Origin of the sequence: Curtobacterium poinsettiae, from assembly GCF_025677645.1 — a bacterium.
GTDB classification, from domain to species: domain Bacteria; phylum Actinomycetota; class Actinomycetes; order Actinomycetales; family Microbacteriaceae; genus Curtobacterium; species Curtobacterium poinsettiae_A.
On record NZ_CP106879.1, the window covers coordinates 585,260 to 604,307 of the forward strand.

Below are 19,048 nucleotides of genomic sequence, written 5' to 3' on the forward strand. Positions count from 1 at the left end.
CCGACAACCCCTGGAGGCACCATGGCAACGACCGGAACGTTCGCCGAATCGGGAGCCGATCTGCGGCTCGACCAGATCACGAAGTCCTTCCCCGGCCACACCGCGGTGGACAGCCTCGACCTGACGGTGCCTGCCGGCTCGTTCTTCGCGCTGCTCGGTCCGTCGGGCTGCGGCAAGACGACGACCCTGCGGCTCGTCGCCGGGCTCGAGGAACCCACGAGCGGCACCATCACCATCGGCGGCCAGGACGTCACCGACACGAAGCCGTACCAGCGGCCCGTCAACACGGTGTTCCAGAACTACGCGCTGTTCCCGCACATGAGCGTGCTCGACAACGTCGCGTTCGGACTGAAGCGCCGCCGGATCCCGGACCCGATGACGAAGGCGAAGGAAGCGCTGCGGCTCGTCGAGCTCGAGGGGTCGGCGTCGAAGCGCCCCGCCCAGCTCTCCGGTGGCATGCAGCAGCGCGTCGCCCTGGCCCGAGCAATCGTGAACCGGCCGGCCCTGCTGCTGCTCGACGAACCGCTCGGCGCCCTCGACCTGAAGCTCCGCCACCAGATGCAGCTCGAGCTGAAGACGATCCAGGCCGAGGTCGGGCTCACGTTCCTGCACGTCACCCACGACCAGGAAGAGGCGATGACGATGGCCGATACGGTCGCCGTCATGAACGGCGGCCGGATCGAGCAGATGGGCAGCCCGCAGGACCTGTACGAGCTGCCGCGCACGGCGTTCGTCGCGAACTTCCTCGGCCAGTCGAACCTGCTCGAGGGCGAGGTCCGCGGCACCGATGCCGGCCTGCTCGTCGTCGCCACCGCGGCCGGGTCCATCGCGGTGCCCGCCGACCGTGCCGTCGCCACGACCGGTCGCGTCGTCGTCGGCGTCCGGCCCGAGAAGCTCAAGATCCGCACCGCGGAACCGGCCCCCGAGGCCGGACGGAACATCCTCGGCCCCGGTCGGGTCGTGGACGTCTCGTTCTCCGGCGTCAGCACCCAGTACCTGGTCGACGTGCCGGGCGCCGGGCGCGTCTCGGTGTTCGCGCAGAACTCGAAGGGCGGGCCGCGCATCGCGACCGGTACCGAGGTCTGGCTCACGTGGGGCGTCGACCACGGTTTCGGCCTGGAGGCGCACCCCGCGTCGGACGCGACCGTCACCACCCACAGCGCCCCGGGCCTCCAGGCCGTCCCCGCCACGGCGGGATCGCTCGCGTGACCGGCGCGGTGCCCGGTCCGGACCTGCTGCGCGGGCTGACGTCGGCCCGCGTGAGCCGACGCGGCCTGCTCGCCGGCGGCGGGGCCGCCGCGCTGGCCGCCCTGCTCACCGGTTGCAGCATCAAGGGCTCCGCCGCCGCCGGCGCCGAGGACACCGTCGACTGGGCGGCGTTCTGGAAGGACGCGAAGGCGACCGGCACCCTGAACTTCGCGAACTGGCCGCTGTACATCGACTCCGACCACGGCAAGTCCGAGTCCCTGGCGCTGTTCAAGGAGGAGACCGGGATCGCGGTCGACTACCAGGCGGTGATCCAGGACAACGCGACCTTCTACGCCACCGTCTCCCCGATCCTGCGGGCACACGGTGCGACCGGCTACGACCTCGTCGTCATGACGAACGGGTTCGAGCTGACCCAGATGATCAAGAACGGGTTCGTGTGCGAGCTCGACCACTCGCGGCTGCCGAACTTCGCCGCGAACGCCTCGGACTCCGTGAAGGACCCCATCTACGACCCGGGCAACAAGCACTCCGTCGTCTGGCAGACCGGGTTCACCGGGCTCGCCTACAACCCGAAGTACACCGGGCGGAAGATCACCTCGCTCAAGGACCTGCAGGACCCGGCCTTCCGGGGCCGCATCGGACTGATGAGCGACAACACCGAACTCGGGTCGCTCGGACTGCTCGCGCTCGGCATCGACCCGGAGACCTCGACGCCCGCGGACTGGCGGAAGGCCCAGGCGTGGCTGCGCGAACTGCGGCCGAGCGTCACCGGCTTCTACGACCAGAGCTACATCAACCGGTTGGAGAACGGCGACACCTGGATCACCCAGGCGTGGTCGGGCGACGTGTTCCAGGCGCAGCAGTCCGGGTTCCCCGACCTGGAGTTCGTCACGCCGGAAGAGGGGCAGATGACCTGGCACGACAACATGCTCATCCCACGGCAGGCCGCGAACCCGGTGTCGGCGCTCGAGTGGATGAACTTCTACTACACGCCGAAGGTCGCCGGGATCGTCGAGGACTGGGTGAACTACGTCTGCCCGGTGCCCGCGGCCGAGGACTACGTGCGCGACGAACTCGACGACGCCACCGTGGCGGACAGCCCGCTCGTGTTCCCCTCTGCGGACGTCCTGGAGCAGTCACACGAGTTCCGGGTGTTCGAGAACTACGACGAGTACTCGGAGTGGAACGGCATCTTCAACGCGGTGGTGCAGTCGTGAGCGCGGTCGGGGTGGCGCCGGGGCTCGGCCCCGGTGGTCCCGGTGGTTCCGCCGGTCCTTCCGGTTCCGCGCCGGTGCGGCGGGGACGCCGTCGGAGCACACCGTTCTTCCTGGCGCTCGTCGGCACCGCGTACCTCTGCGTGTTCTTCGTCATCCCGTTGGTGTCCGGGCTGATCGTCTCGCTCATGACCGGCAACCCGGACGACGGCTACACGTTCACCTGGAACTTCGGGATCTACGGCTCGCTGTTCGTCGACCCGCAGGTGCCGTACCTGACGTTCCTGCTCCGGTCGCTCTGGTACGGCGCCGCCGCCACGATCGCCTGCATCGTCGTCGGGTACCCGGTGGCGTACTTCATCGCGTTCCGGGTGTCGCCGCGGTGGAAGAACCCGCTGCTCATGCTCGTCTTCATCAGCTTCCTGGTGTCGTTCATCATCCGCACCGACATGTGGGCGTTCGTGCTCGCGTCGCAGGGCCCGGTCGTCACGACCCTGCAGGCGCTCGGGCTGGCCGGCAAGGACTTCCACATCCTCGGCACCGGCGGCGCGGTGATCTTCGGCGACGCCTACAACGACCTGGCCTTCATGGTGCTGCCGATCTACGCCGCCCTCGAGCGCATCGACCCACGACTCGGCGAGGCCGCGAACGACCTGTACGCCGGCAGGTTCCGGGCGTTCTGGCACACCACGCTGCCGCTGTCCCGCTCGGGCATCTTCGCCGGGGTGCTGCTCGTCTTCATCGACAGCGTCGGCGACCCGGTGAACTCGGCCCTGCTCGGGGGCACGAACACGTACACGATCGGTCAGGCGATCCAGGACGCCTACTCCGGCAACCAGCAGTACAACGTCGCCGCGGCCCTGTCGACCGTGCTCATGGTCGTGCTCGGCATCATCCTGTTCATCTACGCCCGCGTCTCCGGCACCGACGACCTCGAGGACCTCGTATGACCGCCGTCGCACCGTCCCGTTCCGCCGCCGCTCCGGCCTCGCCGGTGACCGGTCCCGTCGCCGGTCGTCCGCGTCGCCACGGTGTGAACCGTCGTGGGCCCTGGCTCGCCATCGTGTACTGGGTGACGATCGCGATCACCCTGGTGCCGATCGTCTACATGATCGTGTACTCGTTCAACGACGCCCCCACGAACCGGCTGTCGTTCGCCTGGAACGGTTTCACGACCTACTGGTACGCGAACCTGGTGAACGTGTCCGGGCTCGGGGCGGCGTTCGTCACGTCGGTGGTCGTCGCGTTCCTCGCCGCCATCATCTCCGTCGCGATCGGACTGCCCCTCGCGCTGGCGCTGGAGCGGTACCGGTTCCCGGGTCGCGGTGTCGTGAACACCGTCGTGTTCGCCGACATCGCGGCGCCGTCGATCGTCGTCGGTTCCGCGTCGCTCTCCTTCTTCCTGTCGGTGGGGCTCGGCACCGGGTTCCTGACCGTGCTCATCACGCACGTCGCGTTCGACGTCGCCTACGTGGTGGTCGTGCTGCGGGCCCGGATCGCGGGGACCTCGCGGGCGCTCGAGGAGGCCGCCGGTGACCTCGGGGCGACACCGTTCCAGGCCTTCCGGCTCGTCACCCTGCCGCTGCTGGCGCCGGGCATGCTCGCCGCGGGGCTGCTGGCGCTGGCGATGTCGATCGACGACTACGTGATCACCTCGTTCGTCGCCGGGCCGGCCGTCACCTTCCCGCTGTTCGTGTACGGCGCCGCGAAGGCCGGGATGCCGCCGCAGGTGCTGTGCTTCGGGACGCTCGTGTTCGCCGTGGGACTGCTCGTCGCGCTGCTGAACGGGGCGCTCAACCGGCGGTTGGCGCGCACGCGGGGGTAGGCGGCGGCCCGCGCGGTGCGGCTTTCGCGGGCTGGTGCGGGGTTGCGCGCGTGGTGCGTGCTCGTCGGGGCGCACGGTGCCGACGGCAGTTCAGTGGACGTGACCACCGGTGGACGGGCGTGTTACGGGCACGAGTCGGGCGGTGTGCCGCGATGCGCACCACGGCCGCCCCGCGTAGGTTCCAGCCATGAGTGCAGAGCTGACGCTCGGCGCCGAGGAAGAGCTGCACCTCATCGACCTCGAGTCCGGCCGACTTTCCGCGAAGGCCCCGCGCCTTCTGCCCAAACTGCCCACCGACCGCTTCGGCGCGGAGCTGCAGCGCACGACGATCGAGACGAACACCCCCGTGGTGCGGACCCTCGACGACCTGCGGCGGGTGATCGTCGACCTGCGCAGTGAGCTCAGCACCGCGATCGCGCCGGCCGGGGTCACCATCGCCGCCGTCGGTACCGCTCCGAGGTCGGAGTACGCCGACTTCGAACTGAGCTCCGGCGGTCGGTACGGCCGGATGCAGGAGCAGTACCGGATGCTCGTCGACGAACAGCTCATCTGCGGCCTGCAGGTGCACGTCGGGGTCAGTGACCGCGACCTGGCGGTCCTCATCGCCCAGCGGGTGGCGCCGGTGCTCCCGGTACTGCTCGCGCTGAGCGCGTCGAGTCCGTTCTGGAACGGGCAGGACACCGGGTACGCCTCGTTCCGGAGCATCATCTGGCAGCGGTGGCCGTCGGCCGGCAGCTTCGGTCCGGTGGAGGACGCCGCCGAGTACGACCGGGTGCTCGACGACCTGATCGCCTCGGGCGTGATCGCCGACAGGAAGATGGCCTACTTCGACGTGCGGCCGTCGTCGCACGCGCCGACGCTCGAGCTGCGGGTCTGCGACGCGACCCCGGTGGTGGACGACGCCGTGCTCATCGCCGGACTCTTCCGCGCCGCGGTGCGCAAGGCCGAGAAGTCGGTCGTGTCCGGCGCCGAATGGCACCCGCGCAGCGAACCCCTGCACCGTGCGGCGATGTGGCAGGCCGCCCGCTCCGGGTTGAGCGGGGAACTGGTCGGACTGGGGCAGCACCCCGAACGGCTGCCCGCCGAGGTCGCGGTGCGCCAGCTCGTGTCCCGGCTGCGCCCGGAGCTCGAGGAGCTCGGCGACTGGGGCACGGTGACGGAGCTGCTCGACGCGACCCTGGCCCGCGGCAACTCCACCGACCGGCAGCGCACCGCGTACGCCGAGCGCGGGGAGATGGACGACGTCGTCGCCCTGGTGGTGGAGGACACCGCGGGGCTGCCGTCCGGACGCGACGAGGACCCGGTGGTCCCGATCCCCGGGTACCGCGTCCGTGCCGGCGACGAGGCGGTCGGCCCCGGGGCGCGCCCCCGTCCGGCGTTCCGTGACCTGGCGGCCTTCTTCACCGGCTGGGACGCCGAGACCGCGATCGACCGCTGCACCGCCCGCGACGTCTGGACCCGCGAGCACCACGTCGGCTTCGTGGTCGACGGCGGCGCGCAGGAGTTCGGCTGCGACCTGGTGCCCCGGACGATCAGCGCGTACGAGTGGTCGCAGCTCGAGCGTGGCCTGGGGCAGCGGGCCCGCGCGATCGAACTGTTCCTGCGTGACGCGTACGGCGAGCGACGGATCGTGGCCGACGGCGTGCTGGACGCGGACCACTTCGTCGGCGCGACGGGCTGGGACCCGGACGCCACCCGGCTGCCGGCGACCGCCGTTCGTGCGCCGGTGCTCGGGTTCGACCTGGTGCGCAACGAGTTCGGCGGCTGGCGGGTGCTCGAGGACAACGTCCGCTCGCCCTCGGGCGTCGCGTACGGCATCGCCCTGCGCGAGCTGATGGACGACGTCGTGCCGGACGCCCCGCGGCCGGCGCACCTGCGCGACCCGCACGGCGTGATCGACCGGCTGCACCGGACCCTCTGCGCGAACACCACCGCGGTGACGGGCACGACCGACCCCGTGATCGCACTGGTCAGCGACGGCCCTGCCGCCGGCGCGTGGTTCGAGCACCGCAGGCTGGCCGACGGTGCCGGGATGCGCCTGGTGTCCGGGTCGGACCTGGACGTCCGTGACGGACACGTGGTCGACGTGACGACGGGTGACCTGCTCGACGGACTGTACCTGCGGATCGACCGCGACGTCAGTGCGCTGACGGCGGAGCACGCTCCCGACCTCGGTGCGCGGATCCTCGACGCGGCCGAGGCAGGACGCGTCTACCTGGCGAACGCGCCCGGCAACGCGCTGGTCGACGACAAGGCGATGTACGTCACCGTGCCGGACCTGATCTGGTACTACCTGGACGAGAAACCCCTGCTGGCATCGGTGCCGACGTACCGCACGAGCATCGAGGTCGAACGGCTGTCGGTCCTGGACCGCGTCGGGGAACTCGTCACGAAGCCGGTCGACGGCGAGGGCGGCCGCGGGGTCTTGATCGGACCGAGCGCCAGCGCCCCCGAGGTGGCCGAGCGACGCCGCGAGATCGCCGCGGACCCCGCCGGGTGGGTGGGGCAGGAGGTGGTGCAGCTGTCCTCGCACCCGACCATCGGACCGGCCGGTCTCGACCCGCGGCACGTGGACCTGCGGGCCTTCGTGTACGCGACGGGGACCGGACCGGATGACGTGCACCTGGCCGACGTCGCCCTGACGCGCGTCGCGCCCGAGGGCAGCATGGTCGTCAACTCGTCGCAGGGCGGCGGCGCGAAGGACACGTGGATCGTCGGGAACCCGGCGGACACCGAGGGAGAGCACTGATGTGTGGACTCGCGGGTGAGATCCGGTTCGACGGCCGAGCGCCGGACGTCGGGGCGGTCGCCCGGATGACCGGCTGCATGACGCACCGCGGCCCGGACGGCGACGGCCTGTGGGCTCGCGGCCCGGTCGCCCTCGGGCACCGACGGCTGTCCATCGTCGACCTGTCCACCGCGGGCGCGCAGCCGATGGTGCTGGCCGAGGCGGGGCTGACGATCGCCTACAACGGGATGGTCTACAACTACCGGCAGCTCCGCGACGAGCTGCACGGCAAGGGGCACCGGTTCGCGTCGACGTCGGACACCGAGGTCATCGCCCTGGCGTACGCCGAGTGGGGCACCGCGTTCGTCGACCACCTGATCGGGATGTTCGCCATCGCCATCTGGGAGCACGGCAGCGGCCGGCTGGTGCTGGCGCGGGACCGGCTCGGGATCAAGCCGCTCTACGTCGCACCCGTCCCGGGCGGGCTGCGGTTCGCTTCGTCCCTGCCGGCGATCCTGGCCGGCGACGCCGGCAGCGGAGGCAACGGCAGCGCGAGCGGCACCGGCACCAAGGAAGTCGACACGTCCATCGACCCCGTCGCCTTCGCCTCGTACATGAGCTTCCACTCGATCGTCCCCGCGCCCCGCACGATCCTGGCCGGCGTCGGCAAGCTCCCGCCCGCGACCGTCCGGGTGATCGAGCCCGACGGCACCGCGCACGACACCGTCTACTGGGAGCCCCGCTTCGAGCGTGACCCCGCCAGGGCCGACTGGTCCGAGCGCGACTGGGAGCAGGCGTTCATCGGCTCGCTCCGCACCGCGGTCGAGCGCCGGATGGTCGCCGACGTCCCCGTGGGCGTCCTGCTGTCCGGCGGGATCGACTCGTCGCTCGTCGTGGGGCTGCTCGCCGAGGCCGGGCAGCAGGACCTCGCCACGTTCAGCATCGGCTTCGAGGCGGCCGGCGGTGAGTCCGGCGACGAGTTCGAGTACTCCGACCAGGTCGCGGAGCACTTCGGCACCGACCACCACCGCATCCACATCCCCTCGTCGCGCCTGCTCGACGGCATCGACGGTGCGGTCGCCGCCATGAGCGAGCCGATGGTCAGCCACGACTGCGTCGCCTTCTACCTGCTGTCGCAGGAGGTCTCGCAGCACGTCAAGGTGGTGCAGTCCGGCCAGGGCGCCGACGAGGTGCTCGCCGGCTACGACTGGTACCCGCCGCTCGCCGACGTCCCCCGCGACCAGGCCGCCGAGGCCTACCGCTCCGTGTTCATGGACCGCCGCTGGCCGGCGCTGCAGGGCCTGCTCGGGGAGCGGTGGAAGAGCGACGACGACACCCCGTCGGCGTTCGTGGACCGCCAGTTCGCACGGCCGGGAGCAGAGACCAGCGTCGACGCCGCGCTCCGCAGCGACACCACGATCATGCTCGTCGACGACCCGGTGAAGCGCGTCGACAACATGACGATGGCGTGGGGCCTCGAGGCCCGCGTGCCGTTCCTGGACCACGAGTTCGTCGAGCTCGCTGCCGCGATCCCGCCGTCGATGAAACTCACCGACGGCGGGAAGGGCGTGATGAAGCGCGCCTCGCGCGGGATCGTGCCCGACGCCGTCATCGACCGCAGCAAGGGCTCGTTCCCGGTCCCCGCCATCCGGCAGCTCGAGGGCCCCTACCTGGAGCGCGTCCGCGACGCGCTGCACGCACCCGAGGCGCGGGAGCGCGGACTCTTCGACCCCGCCACCGTCGAGCGGATGCTGCAGGACCCGAACAGCACCAGGACCGCGATCGGCGCGAACGCGCTCTGGCAGCTCGGCCTGATCGAGATGTGGCTGCAGCAGCAGGGGGTGCGGTGACCGTGGGTTCCGTCCGGACTGGAGGCGCGCAGGGCGTCGCGTCGTCGGCCACCGTCGAGCCGTCGGTCACCACCAGGGCCGCGGCCGACCTGGGAGCGCAGCTCACCGCCGCCTGGGGATCGTGGGGACCGACCATGACCCGGAACGCCCGGCGCGTGGCGTTCGTGTCCGACCGGCACGGCACCCCCGAGGTCTTCGTGCAGGACGTCGTCGTCGACGGCGAGCCGCCGCAACCGGTGCGGATCGCGCTGTCCGACGACCCGGTGATCCGGGTGTCGTGGTCGTCCGACGGGGAGTGGCTCGCCGTCGCCATCGCGACCGACGGCGGCGTGAAGCAACAGGTCTGGGTGGTGCGGCCGGACGGCTCCGACGCCGCGCAGATCGCCGGCTCGCGGTACCAGCACGCCGAACTCGGACCGTGGAGCCGCAGCGGCCACCGGGTCGTCATCACCCTGCCCTCGACCGAAGCCGACCAGCCGGCTCGCTCGTACCTGGTCGACCCGGTCTCCGGCGACCGCGACGACCTGGCCGTGGGGGAGCTCATCCACATCCTCGACCTGTCGGTGGAGGAACGGCTCGTCGTGCTGAGCGACGGCCAGCGCGGCCAGGAGTTCGTCGTCGTGGTCGACCGGCTCACCGACGAGAGCCACGCCCTGTTCGCCGACGACCCCGACGGGTCCGCCGAGATCGCGTTCCTGCGACCCGCGCCCGCGAGCGAGACCAGCCCGCTCGTCGCCTACGTCGCCACCGAGGCCGGACTGCCCCGCCGCGGACTCGTCGCGCAGCCGGTCGGGCCGCACGGCTGGCGTGGCACACCCCGGCCGATCGTCGAACGCGACGACGCCGAGCTCGAGTACCTGGACGCCGACGACGCCGGCCGCACGCTGCTGCTCGTCTGGAACGTCGACGGGCGCAGCGAACTCGACCTCATCAACACCCACGACGCCTCGCGCACCCCGGTGCCGGACCTGCCCGGGTACGTCGTCACCGATCCCGTGCTCAGCCGCGACGGCCGGAGCGTGCTGCTCGCCGTCGAGGGGCCGACCCGGCCGCGCGAACTGTGGCGGCTCGACACGAACGCGCTGACCTGGAGCCGGGTCACCGACGTGCCGGCGCTGCCCGACGTGCAGCTGGTCGAGCCGACGCTCGAACGGTTCGCCGCCCGTGACGGACTGGAGCTGACCGGCTGGCTGTACCGGGCCGTGGAGCCGACCGCGTCGGTGGCGGGAGCCGACGTCGGAACGCATGTCGGGCCTCCCGGCCGCGCAGCGCTCGTCCACCTGCACGGCGGACCGGAGTCGCAGGAACGACCCACGTTCTCGCCGCAGCACCAGGCGCTCGCCGCCGCCGGGGTGACCGTGTTCGCGCCGAACATCCGTGGGTCCTCCGGGTACGGTCACGAGTTCGTGCACGCCGACGACCTGGCGCTGCGGTGGAACGCGCTCGCCGACGTCGTCGACTGCGCGCGGTTCCTGGTGACCAACGGGTACGCCGAACGGTCCCGGGTCGCGGTCGAGGGACGCTCGTACGGTGGGTACGCGACGCTCGCGTCGTTGGCGTTCACGCCCGACGTGTTCGCAGCCGGGGTCGCGGTGTGCGGGATGAGCGACTTCGCGACCTTCTACCGCGACACCGAACCGTGGATCGCGGCTGCTGCCGCCACGAAGTACGGCCACCCCGTCGAGGACGAAGCCCTGCTCGCGGCACTGTCGCCGATGCGCGCGATCGACGACGTCACGGCGCCGTTGCTCGTCGTGCACGGTGAGCTCGACACGAACGTGCCGATCGGTGAGGCGCACCAGGTGGTCGCGGCGCTGCGGGAGCGGTCGCACGACGTGGAGTACCTGGAGCTCGAGGGCGAGGGGCACGAGTACCGCCGGGCATCGTCGCAGGCGCTGCTCGTGCGGCGGATGGTGGAGTTCGTGGCGTCCCGGCTGGGGTGAGGCGGGGCGCGCTCGGTCTGGTGCGAGGTTCCGTACTCCGTGCGGTGCACGTGCGCTCGCACCGAGTACGGAACCTCGCACGGGCCGTGGGCCCCCTCGCACCGTGCGAGCCGCGGCACGGCGTCACCGGGTGCAACGATGTGTCGGCGGCGCTCGCCGCGGGCGGAGAATGGTGGGATGACGACGACTGCGCCGACCTCGACCGCGCTGCCCCGACCCGGAGAGGTCTTCGTGGCCTCGGCAGCGGACGTCGAGCAGGTCGTGCAACGCGCCACGAACCAGTACGCCTCGGGCGTCGTCGCGGACACCGCCGGGTGGGCGGACGGCGATCGCCGCCGGATCGAGGACCTCGGGTTCCGCGGCGGGGACTCCCGCGGCGAGGCGCTCCGGACCCTCGACCTGACCATCGCCGACGACGGCACCCCGACGCGCGTGCTCGACGCGCCCGCGATGGCCGCGCTGAACAGCCACCACGCGCGGTTCGCCGAGCGGCGCGGCGACGTGGTCCGCTACCAGACCGACGTGTCGGTGTGGACGGGGATTCCCGCGCAGCCCACCGCGCAGGACTGGGAGGACGTCCGGGCGCTGCTCGGGTCGGGCGGGATGCTCGGCGTCGGTGCGGCTGCCGTCCTGCCCGAGGGGTGGGAACTCGTCGAGGGTGCCGGCGGCGTGCAGCTGACCGGCGAGGCGATCGAGGGTGCGCCGGACGACGAAGCCGTCGTGCTGACGCCCGACGACGTGCCGGAGATGACCGCCCTGGTGGAGCGGACGAAGCCGGGGCCGTTCCTGCCGCGCACGATCGAGCTCGGCACGTACCTGGGCATCCGGCGGGACGGACGGCTCGTCGCGATGGCGGGGGAGCGCCTGCACCCGCCGGGGTGGACCGAGATCAGCGCGGTGTGCACGGACGAGACGTACCGGGGGCAGGGGTTCGGGCGTCGGTTGGTGCTCGCCGTCGCGCACGGGATCCGGGAGCGTGGGGAGACCCCGCTCATGCACGCGGCCGCCGGGAACACCGGGGCGATCGGGCTGTACCAGCACCTCGGCTTCCGACTGCGGGACCGTGGGGCGCCGCGGTTCGTGCGGGTGCCGTGAGCTGCGTCCGGGCCTGACGGGTCAGAACGCGGCGAGGGCATTTCGGAGCATGTCGTGGCCCTGGGCCTCGAAGCCCTCGTCGCCGACCGCGTAGGCCCAGGTCGCGGTGCCCACTGCTTCGCGGAGTTGCAGCCAGCGCCACGCGTCCGGGGTGCGTGGATCGTCGCCGTACCCGTCGAAGAACGCCGCTTCGAGCCCGGGATCGTGCTGCCAGTGCAGCACCGCGAGGCGGGTGAGGTCGAAGGACACGGGGCGCCAGCCGAAGCGGCCGAAGTCGATGACGCGCAGTCGGCCGCCGTCGACGATCCAGTTGCGCGGGTGGAAGTCGCCGTGGGTCGGGACGAGGGCCTGCGTCGCGTGGTCGGTCGGGAGTGCGCGTAGTGCCGCTCGTGCGCGGGCGACCACGTCGTCGGGGATCCGGTGCGGTGCGTCGAGGGCGGCCAGTGCCTTCGCCTGCTCGTGCTGCAGGAACGTCGGGTCGTGGCGGGTGTCCTGGTCGTGCAGCCGTCGGAGCAGTGCTCCGGCCTGTCGGTGGACGTCGGTGTCGTGCTCGTCCGGGGTGCCGAGGGCGAGGTGCCCGGGGACGCGTTCGAGCACGAGGACGCGGTGCTCCTCGTTCGCGGCGACGAGGGCACCGGCGTCCCCGCTGGCTCGGAGTGCGGCGGTGGCGGTGCGGTGTGCTTCGAGCTCGCGGGGGAAGTGCGTGTTGGTCTGGCTGGAGGCCTTCACGGTGAAGCCGTCGTCGCCAGCGCGGACGTGCAGGACCCTCGTGTCGAGGAGCCCCCACGACTCATCGGCCACGACGTTGGCGTCGGGAAGCGTCTGCTGGACGAACGCGATCTGGTCGACCTCGAGTCCGGTGTCCCCCCAGTGCATGGCTGCACGCTACCGTCCTGCTCCGCTGATCGTTCCGGGCCGGTCCTTATCGGTTCCGCCGTCGAACTTTCGACCCCCTCATGTGGGGGCGCAGGCATGAGAGAAGCTCCGTAACGTTCTGTTTGGTTGCACAGCACCGTCGCAGGGACTGGTGAGCTTGGGCAGCCCTAGAGGGGTTCTTTTCGCGTGTTCGCTGCGTCGTGGTCCGGTCGTGTTCGTGGAGTGATGCTGGCAGTGGTGACGTTGGTCGCCCTGCTGGGTTCGTTGCTGGTGGTGGTGTCGCAGCCGGCACCGGCGCAGGCTGCGGTGACCGGGACGGGCGGGCAGTACGTGCCGATGCCGTCCAACGCCCGCGTGTTGGGTGGTGCGACCGAGAAGGGCGTGTTCCGCACGGTGCAGGTCGCCGGAGTCGCCGGACTGCCGTCGTCCGGGATCGGCGCGGTGACGATGATGGTCACGATCGCCGACCCGTCGGGGTCGGGGCAGCTGCAGATGCGCGCCGACGCTGACGACACGACGACACTGATGATGATCTACAACTCTGGTGTCGGCGGGAACACGTCGAACACGGGCCTGCTCGCGGTGGCGGATGACGGCACGATCCAGGTGCGGACGGAGACGGCGCAGTCGAAGGTGATCATCGACGTCACCGGGTACTACACGTCGACGAAGAACGGTGTCTCGGCCGGTGGGTTCGTGGCGATGTCGCCCGCTCGCGTCCTGGACTCCCGCGGCGGGATCGGTGCCGCGCAGGGGCAGATCCCTGCAGGTTCGCAGCGCACCATCCAGGCGACCGGGTCGAATGGGATCCCGGCGGGTGCTGCGGCGGTCGCGGTGAACATCATCGTGATCAACCGTGAGGCCAAGGCCGGCTACGTCCGTCCCACGCCGACCGGTGAGACCCGCAGCACGGGGGTGCTGAACTACAACTCCAACGAGGGCCAGACGACGGCGATGAACGCGCAGGTCGCGTTGAACGCCGACGGGAAGTTCAGCATCGACACCGCCGCGGAGGGCGGGAAGATCGACCTCGTCGTCGACATCCAGGGCTACTTCCTCCAGTCGAACCCGGGTGGTGGCTTCACCCCGCTGAACGGCCGGCTCATCGACACCCGCAACAGTTCGAGCATCGCCTCGGGCGCATCGTTCACGGTCCAGGTCGGCGGGGTGCAGGGGGCTCCGACGGTCGAGGGGGGACTGTCCGCAGTCGCCGTGACGTTCACCGCGGTCAACGACAGCGGTGCTGACTCGTACGCGAAGATGTGGGCCGACGGTGCCGCGGAGCCGGAGTCGTCAGCGATCAGCAGCGACCGAACCTCGAAGGTCACGAACACGGTCGTCGCGCCGGTCGGTGCGAACGGGAAGATCCGCATCAAGAACATGGGCACGGCGGCGATGAACTACCTCGTGGACCTGCAGGGTGCCTACAACTCGCTGCCTGGTGGCCCGGGCAACACGAACCGGACCGGTCAGCGCACCTCGGCGACGACGCTGCCGTTCCCGATCACGGACCAGACCAACGCGTCCGTCGACGTCGGCACCGGCAACCTGCTCGTCACCACGACGGCGATGAGCCTGCCGGGTGTGACGCAGAACACCACGATCGGTGCCGCGTACAACTCCCGCAGCACCACCGTGGGGGATGCGAACACGATGGATGCGAACCGGTGGCAGTACGCCCTCGCCGGCGCGGGGGATCTCACCGCGAACGCCGACGGTGTCATCTACACCGACGCTGTCGGCACGGCGTGGCAGTTCCGTCCGTCGGGGGCGCAGGGTGCGTTCATCAGCCCGGCCGGTCTGCCGCAGACCCTGACCCGCGTCGACAACTCCACGACGCATGAGTACACGCTGAAGGGGTGGACGTCGAACTCGACCACGCACTTCAACCTCGCCGGCCAGCCGACGTCGATCGTGGACCGGAACCAGAACCAGATCAGCTTCAACTCCGACGAGCCCGGCTACACGCTGAAGTCCCTCGTCTCGACCGCCGGTGTGGCGGGGGCGCGGACGGCGAACTCGTCGTACGCGAGCGGTGTGCAGACGTTCTCGCAGACCAGCGGCTCGAGCTCGCGTTCGGTGTCGTGGACGAAGAACAGCACCGGCGACATCACCACGTACACGGACGCAACCGGCAAGAAGACCACGTTCGCCTACACCAGCGGGGACCTCACCTCGATCACGGCACCCGAGGGTGGGGTGACGGCGTTCACGTACGACTCATCCGACCGGGTCACCAAGGTCGAGCAGCGCAATACGACCGCCGGCTCGCCTGGGACCGCTGTGACGCGGTTCTCGTTCAAGGACGACACCACCACGTTGGTCGCTGACCCGCGGTCGGACCAGTCGGTCGCGGTGGCGGATGCGAAGTACACCAACTACACCCTCGACGGGAACGACCTCGTCACGAACGTCGTCGACGCCGCGAAGCGGGAACAGTCCCGCTCCTACAAGTCGACGAACAACGGCGTCGAGAACTCCACCGTCGGTGCCGGCGCGGGCGCATCCAAGACCGAGAACACCTACGGCGCCAACAACGAGCAGTCCCTGACCCAGACCCAGACCGGTTCGGGCACCAAGGGCACGGCGACCTACGGCTCCGGTGCTGCAACGGCGTACCTGCCGGCATCAACCACAGACAGCTCGGGCAACGAGACCAAGTACGAATACGACGGCCCCGGCAACCAGACCTCGACCGCCACGGGCGGCACCGGTCCGGAAGCGGCGAAGGCAGAGCTCGAGTACAACAAGAAGGGCACGGATCCGTACGCGTGGGGTGCGGTGAAGTCCGCGACTGCTCCCGGCGACGGGGATCGGAAGACGACGTATTCGTACGACACCCACGACCAGCTGCTGGCCATCACGGCGCCGGCGAACACGGTCGGGGAGCAGAAGTACTCCTACGACGACTTCGGCCGCGTGAAGAGCTACACCGACGGTGACGGCGGCGTCACGACGTACACGTACGACAACGACGACCGGCTCCTGACGACCGCGTTCGATGACGGCACCGCAACGGTGACGAACACCTACGACGGCAACGGCAACCAGCTGTCTGAGCAGTCCGCGACGGGCACCATCACCAACACGTACGACCAGCGGAACCGGCTCACCTCCACGGTGAACACCGCCGGCGGCAGCACCGTGTCCTACGGCTACGACCTCGCCGGCAACACCCACACCGTCACTGACGGCCACGGCACGGTCACGCACGACTACGACGTCGCCAACGTCCTGACTCGCACCACCTACCCGACCGCGAACGGCGGGACGGCGAAGCAGGTCTACAAGAACGACGACCACGGCCGCCGCACCGACACCTGGCTCGGCGCCGTCGAGAACACGGACCCCACCGAGGACCCGACGTCGTGGCAGGCGCACCAGACGATCACCTACGGGGTGTCCGACCACGTCACCGATGTTCGCGCCGTGAACGCCGATGACCCGTCCAAGCCCGTCGTGAGCCTGACGTACTGCTACATCACCGGGATCGACGCCGGGAGCGACTGCTCGGCGACGAACAGTGCGAACGCCACGGACAGGATCCAGTGGGTCAAGGACAACATCACCCAGCAGACCACCACGTACACGTATGACTCGAACAGCCGCCTCACCAAGGCAGCGCAGGCCGGCGGCGCGACGAACATCACGTGGGCGTACACCTACGACGCCGCCGGGAACCGGCTCACCGCCAAGCGCGGCGGCAACGTCACGAGCTCGCAGACGCTGACCTACAACACCGTCGGGCAGATCACGACCGATGGTTACGCGTACGACGGCGTTGGCAACATGGTGACGGCACCCGGGCAGACGTTCACCTACAACGGTGCGCAGCAGATGACGTCCTCCACGAAGGACGGTGTCACCACCCGCTATGAGTACGCCGGCGGCGACATGAACAAGCTGCTCTCGCAGGCCACCGACGGGGGAGCGGAGTACGACTACACGTATGGCACGTCCGACTCCAACGGTGTCCCCGTGGTGACCAGCCGCACCATCGCCGGCACCGGAACCGCGTCGGTCATCAGCGACCCTGGCACTGGGCAGCCGCTGGACCTGCAGACGACTGATGGCACCACGAGCATGTGGGTCATCGACGGCACCGGCAGCCCGGCCGCCGCGATCGCCGACACAGGCAAGACGGCCTACACCGTCTCGTACGACCCCTACGGCGTCGAAACCGTCAAGATCGGCGGCGAAAGCGCCCAGTGGCAGCAAAATCCCTACGGATTCAAGAGCGGCCTGCGCTCGTCCAGCACCGACAATGGCCTCACGAAATTCGGGTACCGGTGGCAGACCAGCGTCACTGGCGGGTGGATCGAACGCGACACCCTCGACGCACCCCTCGACTCTCGTAACGGGAACCGGTATGCCTATGCAGGGACCGATCCGCTCAATGCCTCCGACGCCTCCGGCAAGAGCGCTTACGACGATGTGTACGATCAGGCTTGCGGTCTCGGAGTCGGCACAACAGTAACCTTTGGTACTGGCATTACCGGGCTATTGGGCGGATTTGCGGTTTCCGCCGCAGCAGGAGTTGGCGGCCTTGCCTATGCGGGAGCATGCGCACTCGGCGGAATTCCTCGCAACATGCCTGATCTGTATGCCGACAACCCTGAACTACTCGTTGCTACAGCAGGCGGTTATTAAATGCGCAGGGGTTTACTAGTGGGCGTGATTGCGCTCTCATTTGGCTGGCTTGGCGCACTTGCGGCGCTCAGGCTGGAACAACGATCTGACATGGGAGCGTTGTGGGTCCCGGGGAGCGTGCTAGCCATATTGGCTATGCTGCTTCTGCGGGGTGAGGGGAATAGAGGTAAGCGAATAATCTCACGGCCCTTGGTTACAGTATCGGCAGCACTTTGTATCGTCGCTTTTGTTATGGTCTTCGTGCTTCCCAGCATTGCGGGCGTCTTTGGTGGTGTAGCAGGTGGGTCGCTCGGCATTCTTATTGGCCATCTGACCGGCATATCGAGGCAAGCCTCCGACCGAGCCGGTCGGGAGCATTCGGAAGCGAATTCCAGGTAGGCGAAGGTCGGCGTACGCCAGGGCCGGCTCACTCCGTGGCGGAGCTCCTACGCGGCGTGAAGCATCTGGCTGTCGAAAGGGCACAGTATGGCCCTAAAGAGGCTCTACTGGTGATGTCGGAACCGGTGAGGGCGCAGAAGCCTCGGTAGGGCATACCCGCAGGATCACACAGGAGGCGAAACGCTGTCCGATAGCCGGTTGTTCACCGCTACACGCCAACTGTCGCCCTCAGAGCGCTCCGTTGTCTTCTGCTGTCTGACCAGGGGCTTCCGGTATGACTGTCCCGCAAAAATTCCCGGTGAAGGGGCGCTGAATGCTTCACCGTTTCGTGCTCATCCTCGAGGTGCTCAGCAGTGGGCGTCGCGGGAGAGCGCGACGGATGTTGCGAGCAAGCAGCTCAAGGGGCTGAAGGCCCGTGATACCCCGAGCAAGTCTGCCGTCGGCCTGGACCTGCGGGCCAGTCGATCTCGCGGGAGTGGAGCCCCGGCGACGGCCCAGCGTGCCCCGGAGTCCTCGCACCGAGCCCGAGTCATGGATTCTCTAGGATCGACCCATGTCCACGACCATGCCCGGCTTCGGGACGGAGCGCATCACGCAGCTCGGCCTGCGCGACCGCGTCTACGACCGGGTGCTCGAGGTCCTGATGGGCCACGACGTCGAACCGGGCATGCGACTGTCGATCGACGGACTGGCGCGCTCCCTCGGGGTCTCGCCGACCCCGGTGCGCGAAGCCCTGGTGCAACTCGAACGTACGGGCCTGGTCACCCGCGAAGCGAACAAGGGGTACCGGGTCTCCCCGCCCCTGGCCGGCGACCAGCTCGAGGCCCTGTTCGACGCCCGGCTCATCGTGGAGAGCGGCGCGGTCGAACTCGCGGCCCGCGGCGACGTGGACGGTCTGCGCGAGCGACTGGTGGCAGCGCTCGACGAGCAGGCTGCGGTGGCCGCCGAGGTCGCGTCCGTCGGTGCTGCGCACGCTCCGGAAGAGCTGATGGCCCGCTTCTTCCGCAGCGACTGGCAGTTCCACCAGCTGATCTTCGACGCAACGCGGAACCCGTTCCTCGAGGAGATGTCCGAGATCATCACGACGCGCGTGCACCGCATGCGGCAGATCGTCGAGGGTGGCGGGGACGACACGGATCGTGCGGTCCAGGAACACCGGGCCATCCTGGAGGCGCTGGCTGCGGACCCGACGTCGGCCGTCGCCGCGATGCGGCTCCACATCGACGCCGTCCGGTTGCGTTCGCGCGCCGACGCGTCCCACACGAGCTGAGGCAGAGGGG

The 19,048-nt window shown here is 69.8% G+C and carries 11 protein-coding genes; 10 read left to right on the forward strand and 1 reads right to left on the reverse strand.

The window, feature by feature from the left end:
• Positions 1-21: 21 nt before the first annotated feature.
• The 8 genes from OE229_RS02930 to OE229_RS02965 all read left to right on the forward strand — a co-directional run bounded on the left by OE229_RS02930 (position 22) and on the right by OE229_RS02965 (position 11,864).
• Positions 22-1,209, forward strand: a complete 1,188-nt coding sequence (locus OE229_RS02930) for an ABC transporter ATP-binding protein (RefSeq protein ID WP_259578647.1) — start codon at positions 22-24, stop codon at positions 1,207-1,209.
• Positions 1,206-2,426, forward strand: a complete 1,221-nt coding sequence (locus OE229_RS02935; protein WP_259578644.1) for an ABC transporter substrate-binding protein — start codon at positions 1,206-1,208, stop codon at positions 2,424-2,426. The genes OE229_RS02930 and OE229_RS02935 overlap by 4 nt, the downstream gene beginning before the upstream one ends.
• Entirely contained in the window at positions 2,423-3,373 is a 951-nt protein-coding gene (locus OE229_RS02940) for an ABC transporter permease (RefSeq protein ID WP_259578642.1), read from the forward strand. Before OE229_RS02935 ends, OE229_RS02940 begins: the two co-directional genes overlap by 4 nt.
• Complete coding sequence (locus OE229_RS02945) at positions 3,370-4,248, forward strand: ABC transporter permease (RefSeq protein WP_209132562.1); 879 nt, start codon at positions 3,370-3,372, stop codon at positions 4,246-4,248. Before OE229_RS02940 ends, OE229_RS02945 begins: the two co-directional genes overlap by 4 nt.
• 187 nt (positions 4,249-4,435) lie before the next feature.
• A complete protein-coding gene (locus OE229_RS02950) occupies positions 4,436-6,997 on the forward strand; it encodes a carboxylate--amine ligase/circularly permuted type 2 ATP-grasp protein (RefSeq protein ID WP_262139661.1) in 2,562 nt (853 codons plus the stop codon).
• Entirely contained in the window at positions 6,997-8,826 is a 1,830-nt protein-coding gene (locus OE229_RS02955; protein ID WP_262139662.1) for an N-acetylglutaminylglutamine amidotransferase, read from the forward strand. Before OE229_RS02950 ends, OE229_RS02955 begins: the two co-directional genes overlap by 1 nt.
• Positions 8,823-10,769 carry a S9 family peptidase gene (locus OE229_RS02960; RefSeq protein ID WP_262139664.1) on the forward strand — a complete coding sequence of 649 codons (1,947 nt, stop codon included), beginning with the start codon at positions 8,823-8,825 and terminating at the stop codon, positions 10,767-10,769. Before OE229_RS02955 ends, OE229_RS02960 begins: the two co-directional genes overlap by 4 nt.
• Positions 10,770-10,946: 177 nt before the next feature.
• A complete protein-coding gene (locus OE229_RS02965) occupies positions 10,947-11,864 on the forward strand; it encodes a GNAT family N-acetyltransferase (RefSeq protein WP_262139666.1) in 918 nt (305 codons plus the stop codon).
• Positions 11,865-11,885: 21 nt separating this feature from the next.
• On the opposite strand, the gene OE229_RS02970 is transcribed toward OE229_RS02965, so the two are convergent.
• Complete coding sequence (locus OE229_RS02970) at positions 11,886-12,740, reverse strand: aminoglycoside phosphotransferase family protein (protein ID WP_262139668.1); 855 nt, start codon at positions 12,738-12,740, stop codon at positions 11,886-11,888.
• Between the two features lie 237 nt (positions 12,741-12,977).
• Between OE229_RS02970 and OE229_RS02975 the strand changes: the two genes are divergently transcribed.
• Positions 12,978-17,390: an RHS repeat-associated core domain-containing protein gene (locus OE229_RS02975; protein WP_263344995.1), complete on the forward strand. Its 4,413-nt coding sequence runs from the start codon at positions 12,978-12,980 to the stop codon at positions 17,388-17,390.
• 931 nt (positions 17,391-18,321) lie between these two features.
• Positions 18,322-19,038: a GntR family transcriptional regulator gene (locus tag OE229_RS02980; RefSeq protein WP_182064177.1), complete on the forward strand. Its 717-nt coding sequence runs from the start codon at positions 18,322-18,324 to the stop codon at positions 19,036-19,038.
• Positions 19,039-19,048 lie beyond the last annotated feature (10 nt).

Coding starts and splice junctions, on each gene's coding strand:
- OE229_RS02955 (WP_262139662.1), top strand. CDS start 6,997: ATGTGTGGACTCGCGGGTGAGATCCGGTTCGACGGCCGAGCGCCGGAC.
- OE229_RS02970 (WP_262139668.1), bottom strand. CDS start 12,740: ATGCACTGGGGGGACACCGGACTCGAGGTCGACCAGATCGCGTTCGTC.
- OE229_RS02930 (WP_259578647.1), top strand. CDS start 22: ATGGCAACGACCGGAACGTTCGCCGAATCGGGAGCCGATCTGCGGCTC.
- OE229_RS02945 (WP_209132562.1), top strand. CDS start 3,370: ATGACCGCCGTCGCACCGTCCCGTTCCGCCGCCGCTCCGGCCTCGCCG.
- OE229_RS02980 (WP_182064177.1), top strand. CDS start 18,322: ATGTCCACGACCATGCCCGGCTTCGGGACGGAGCGCATCACGCAGCTC.
- OE229_RS02965 (WP_262139666.1), top strand. CDS start 10,947: ATGACGACGACTGCGCCGACCTCGACCGCGCTGCCCCGACCCGGAGAG.
- OE229_RS02950 (WP_262139661.1), top strand. CDS start 4,436: ATGAGTGCAGAGCTGACGCTCGGCGCCGAGGAAGAGCTGCACCTCATC.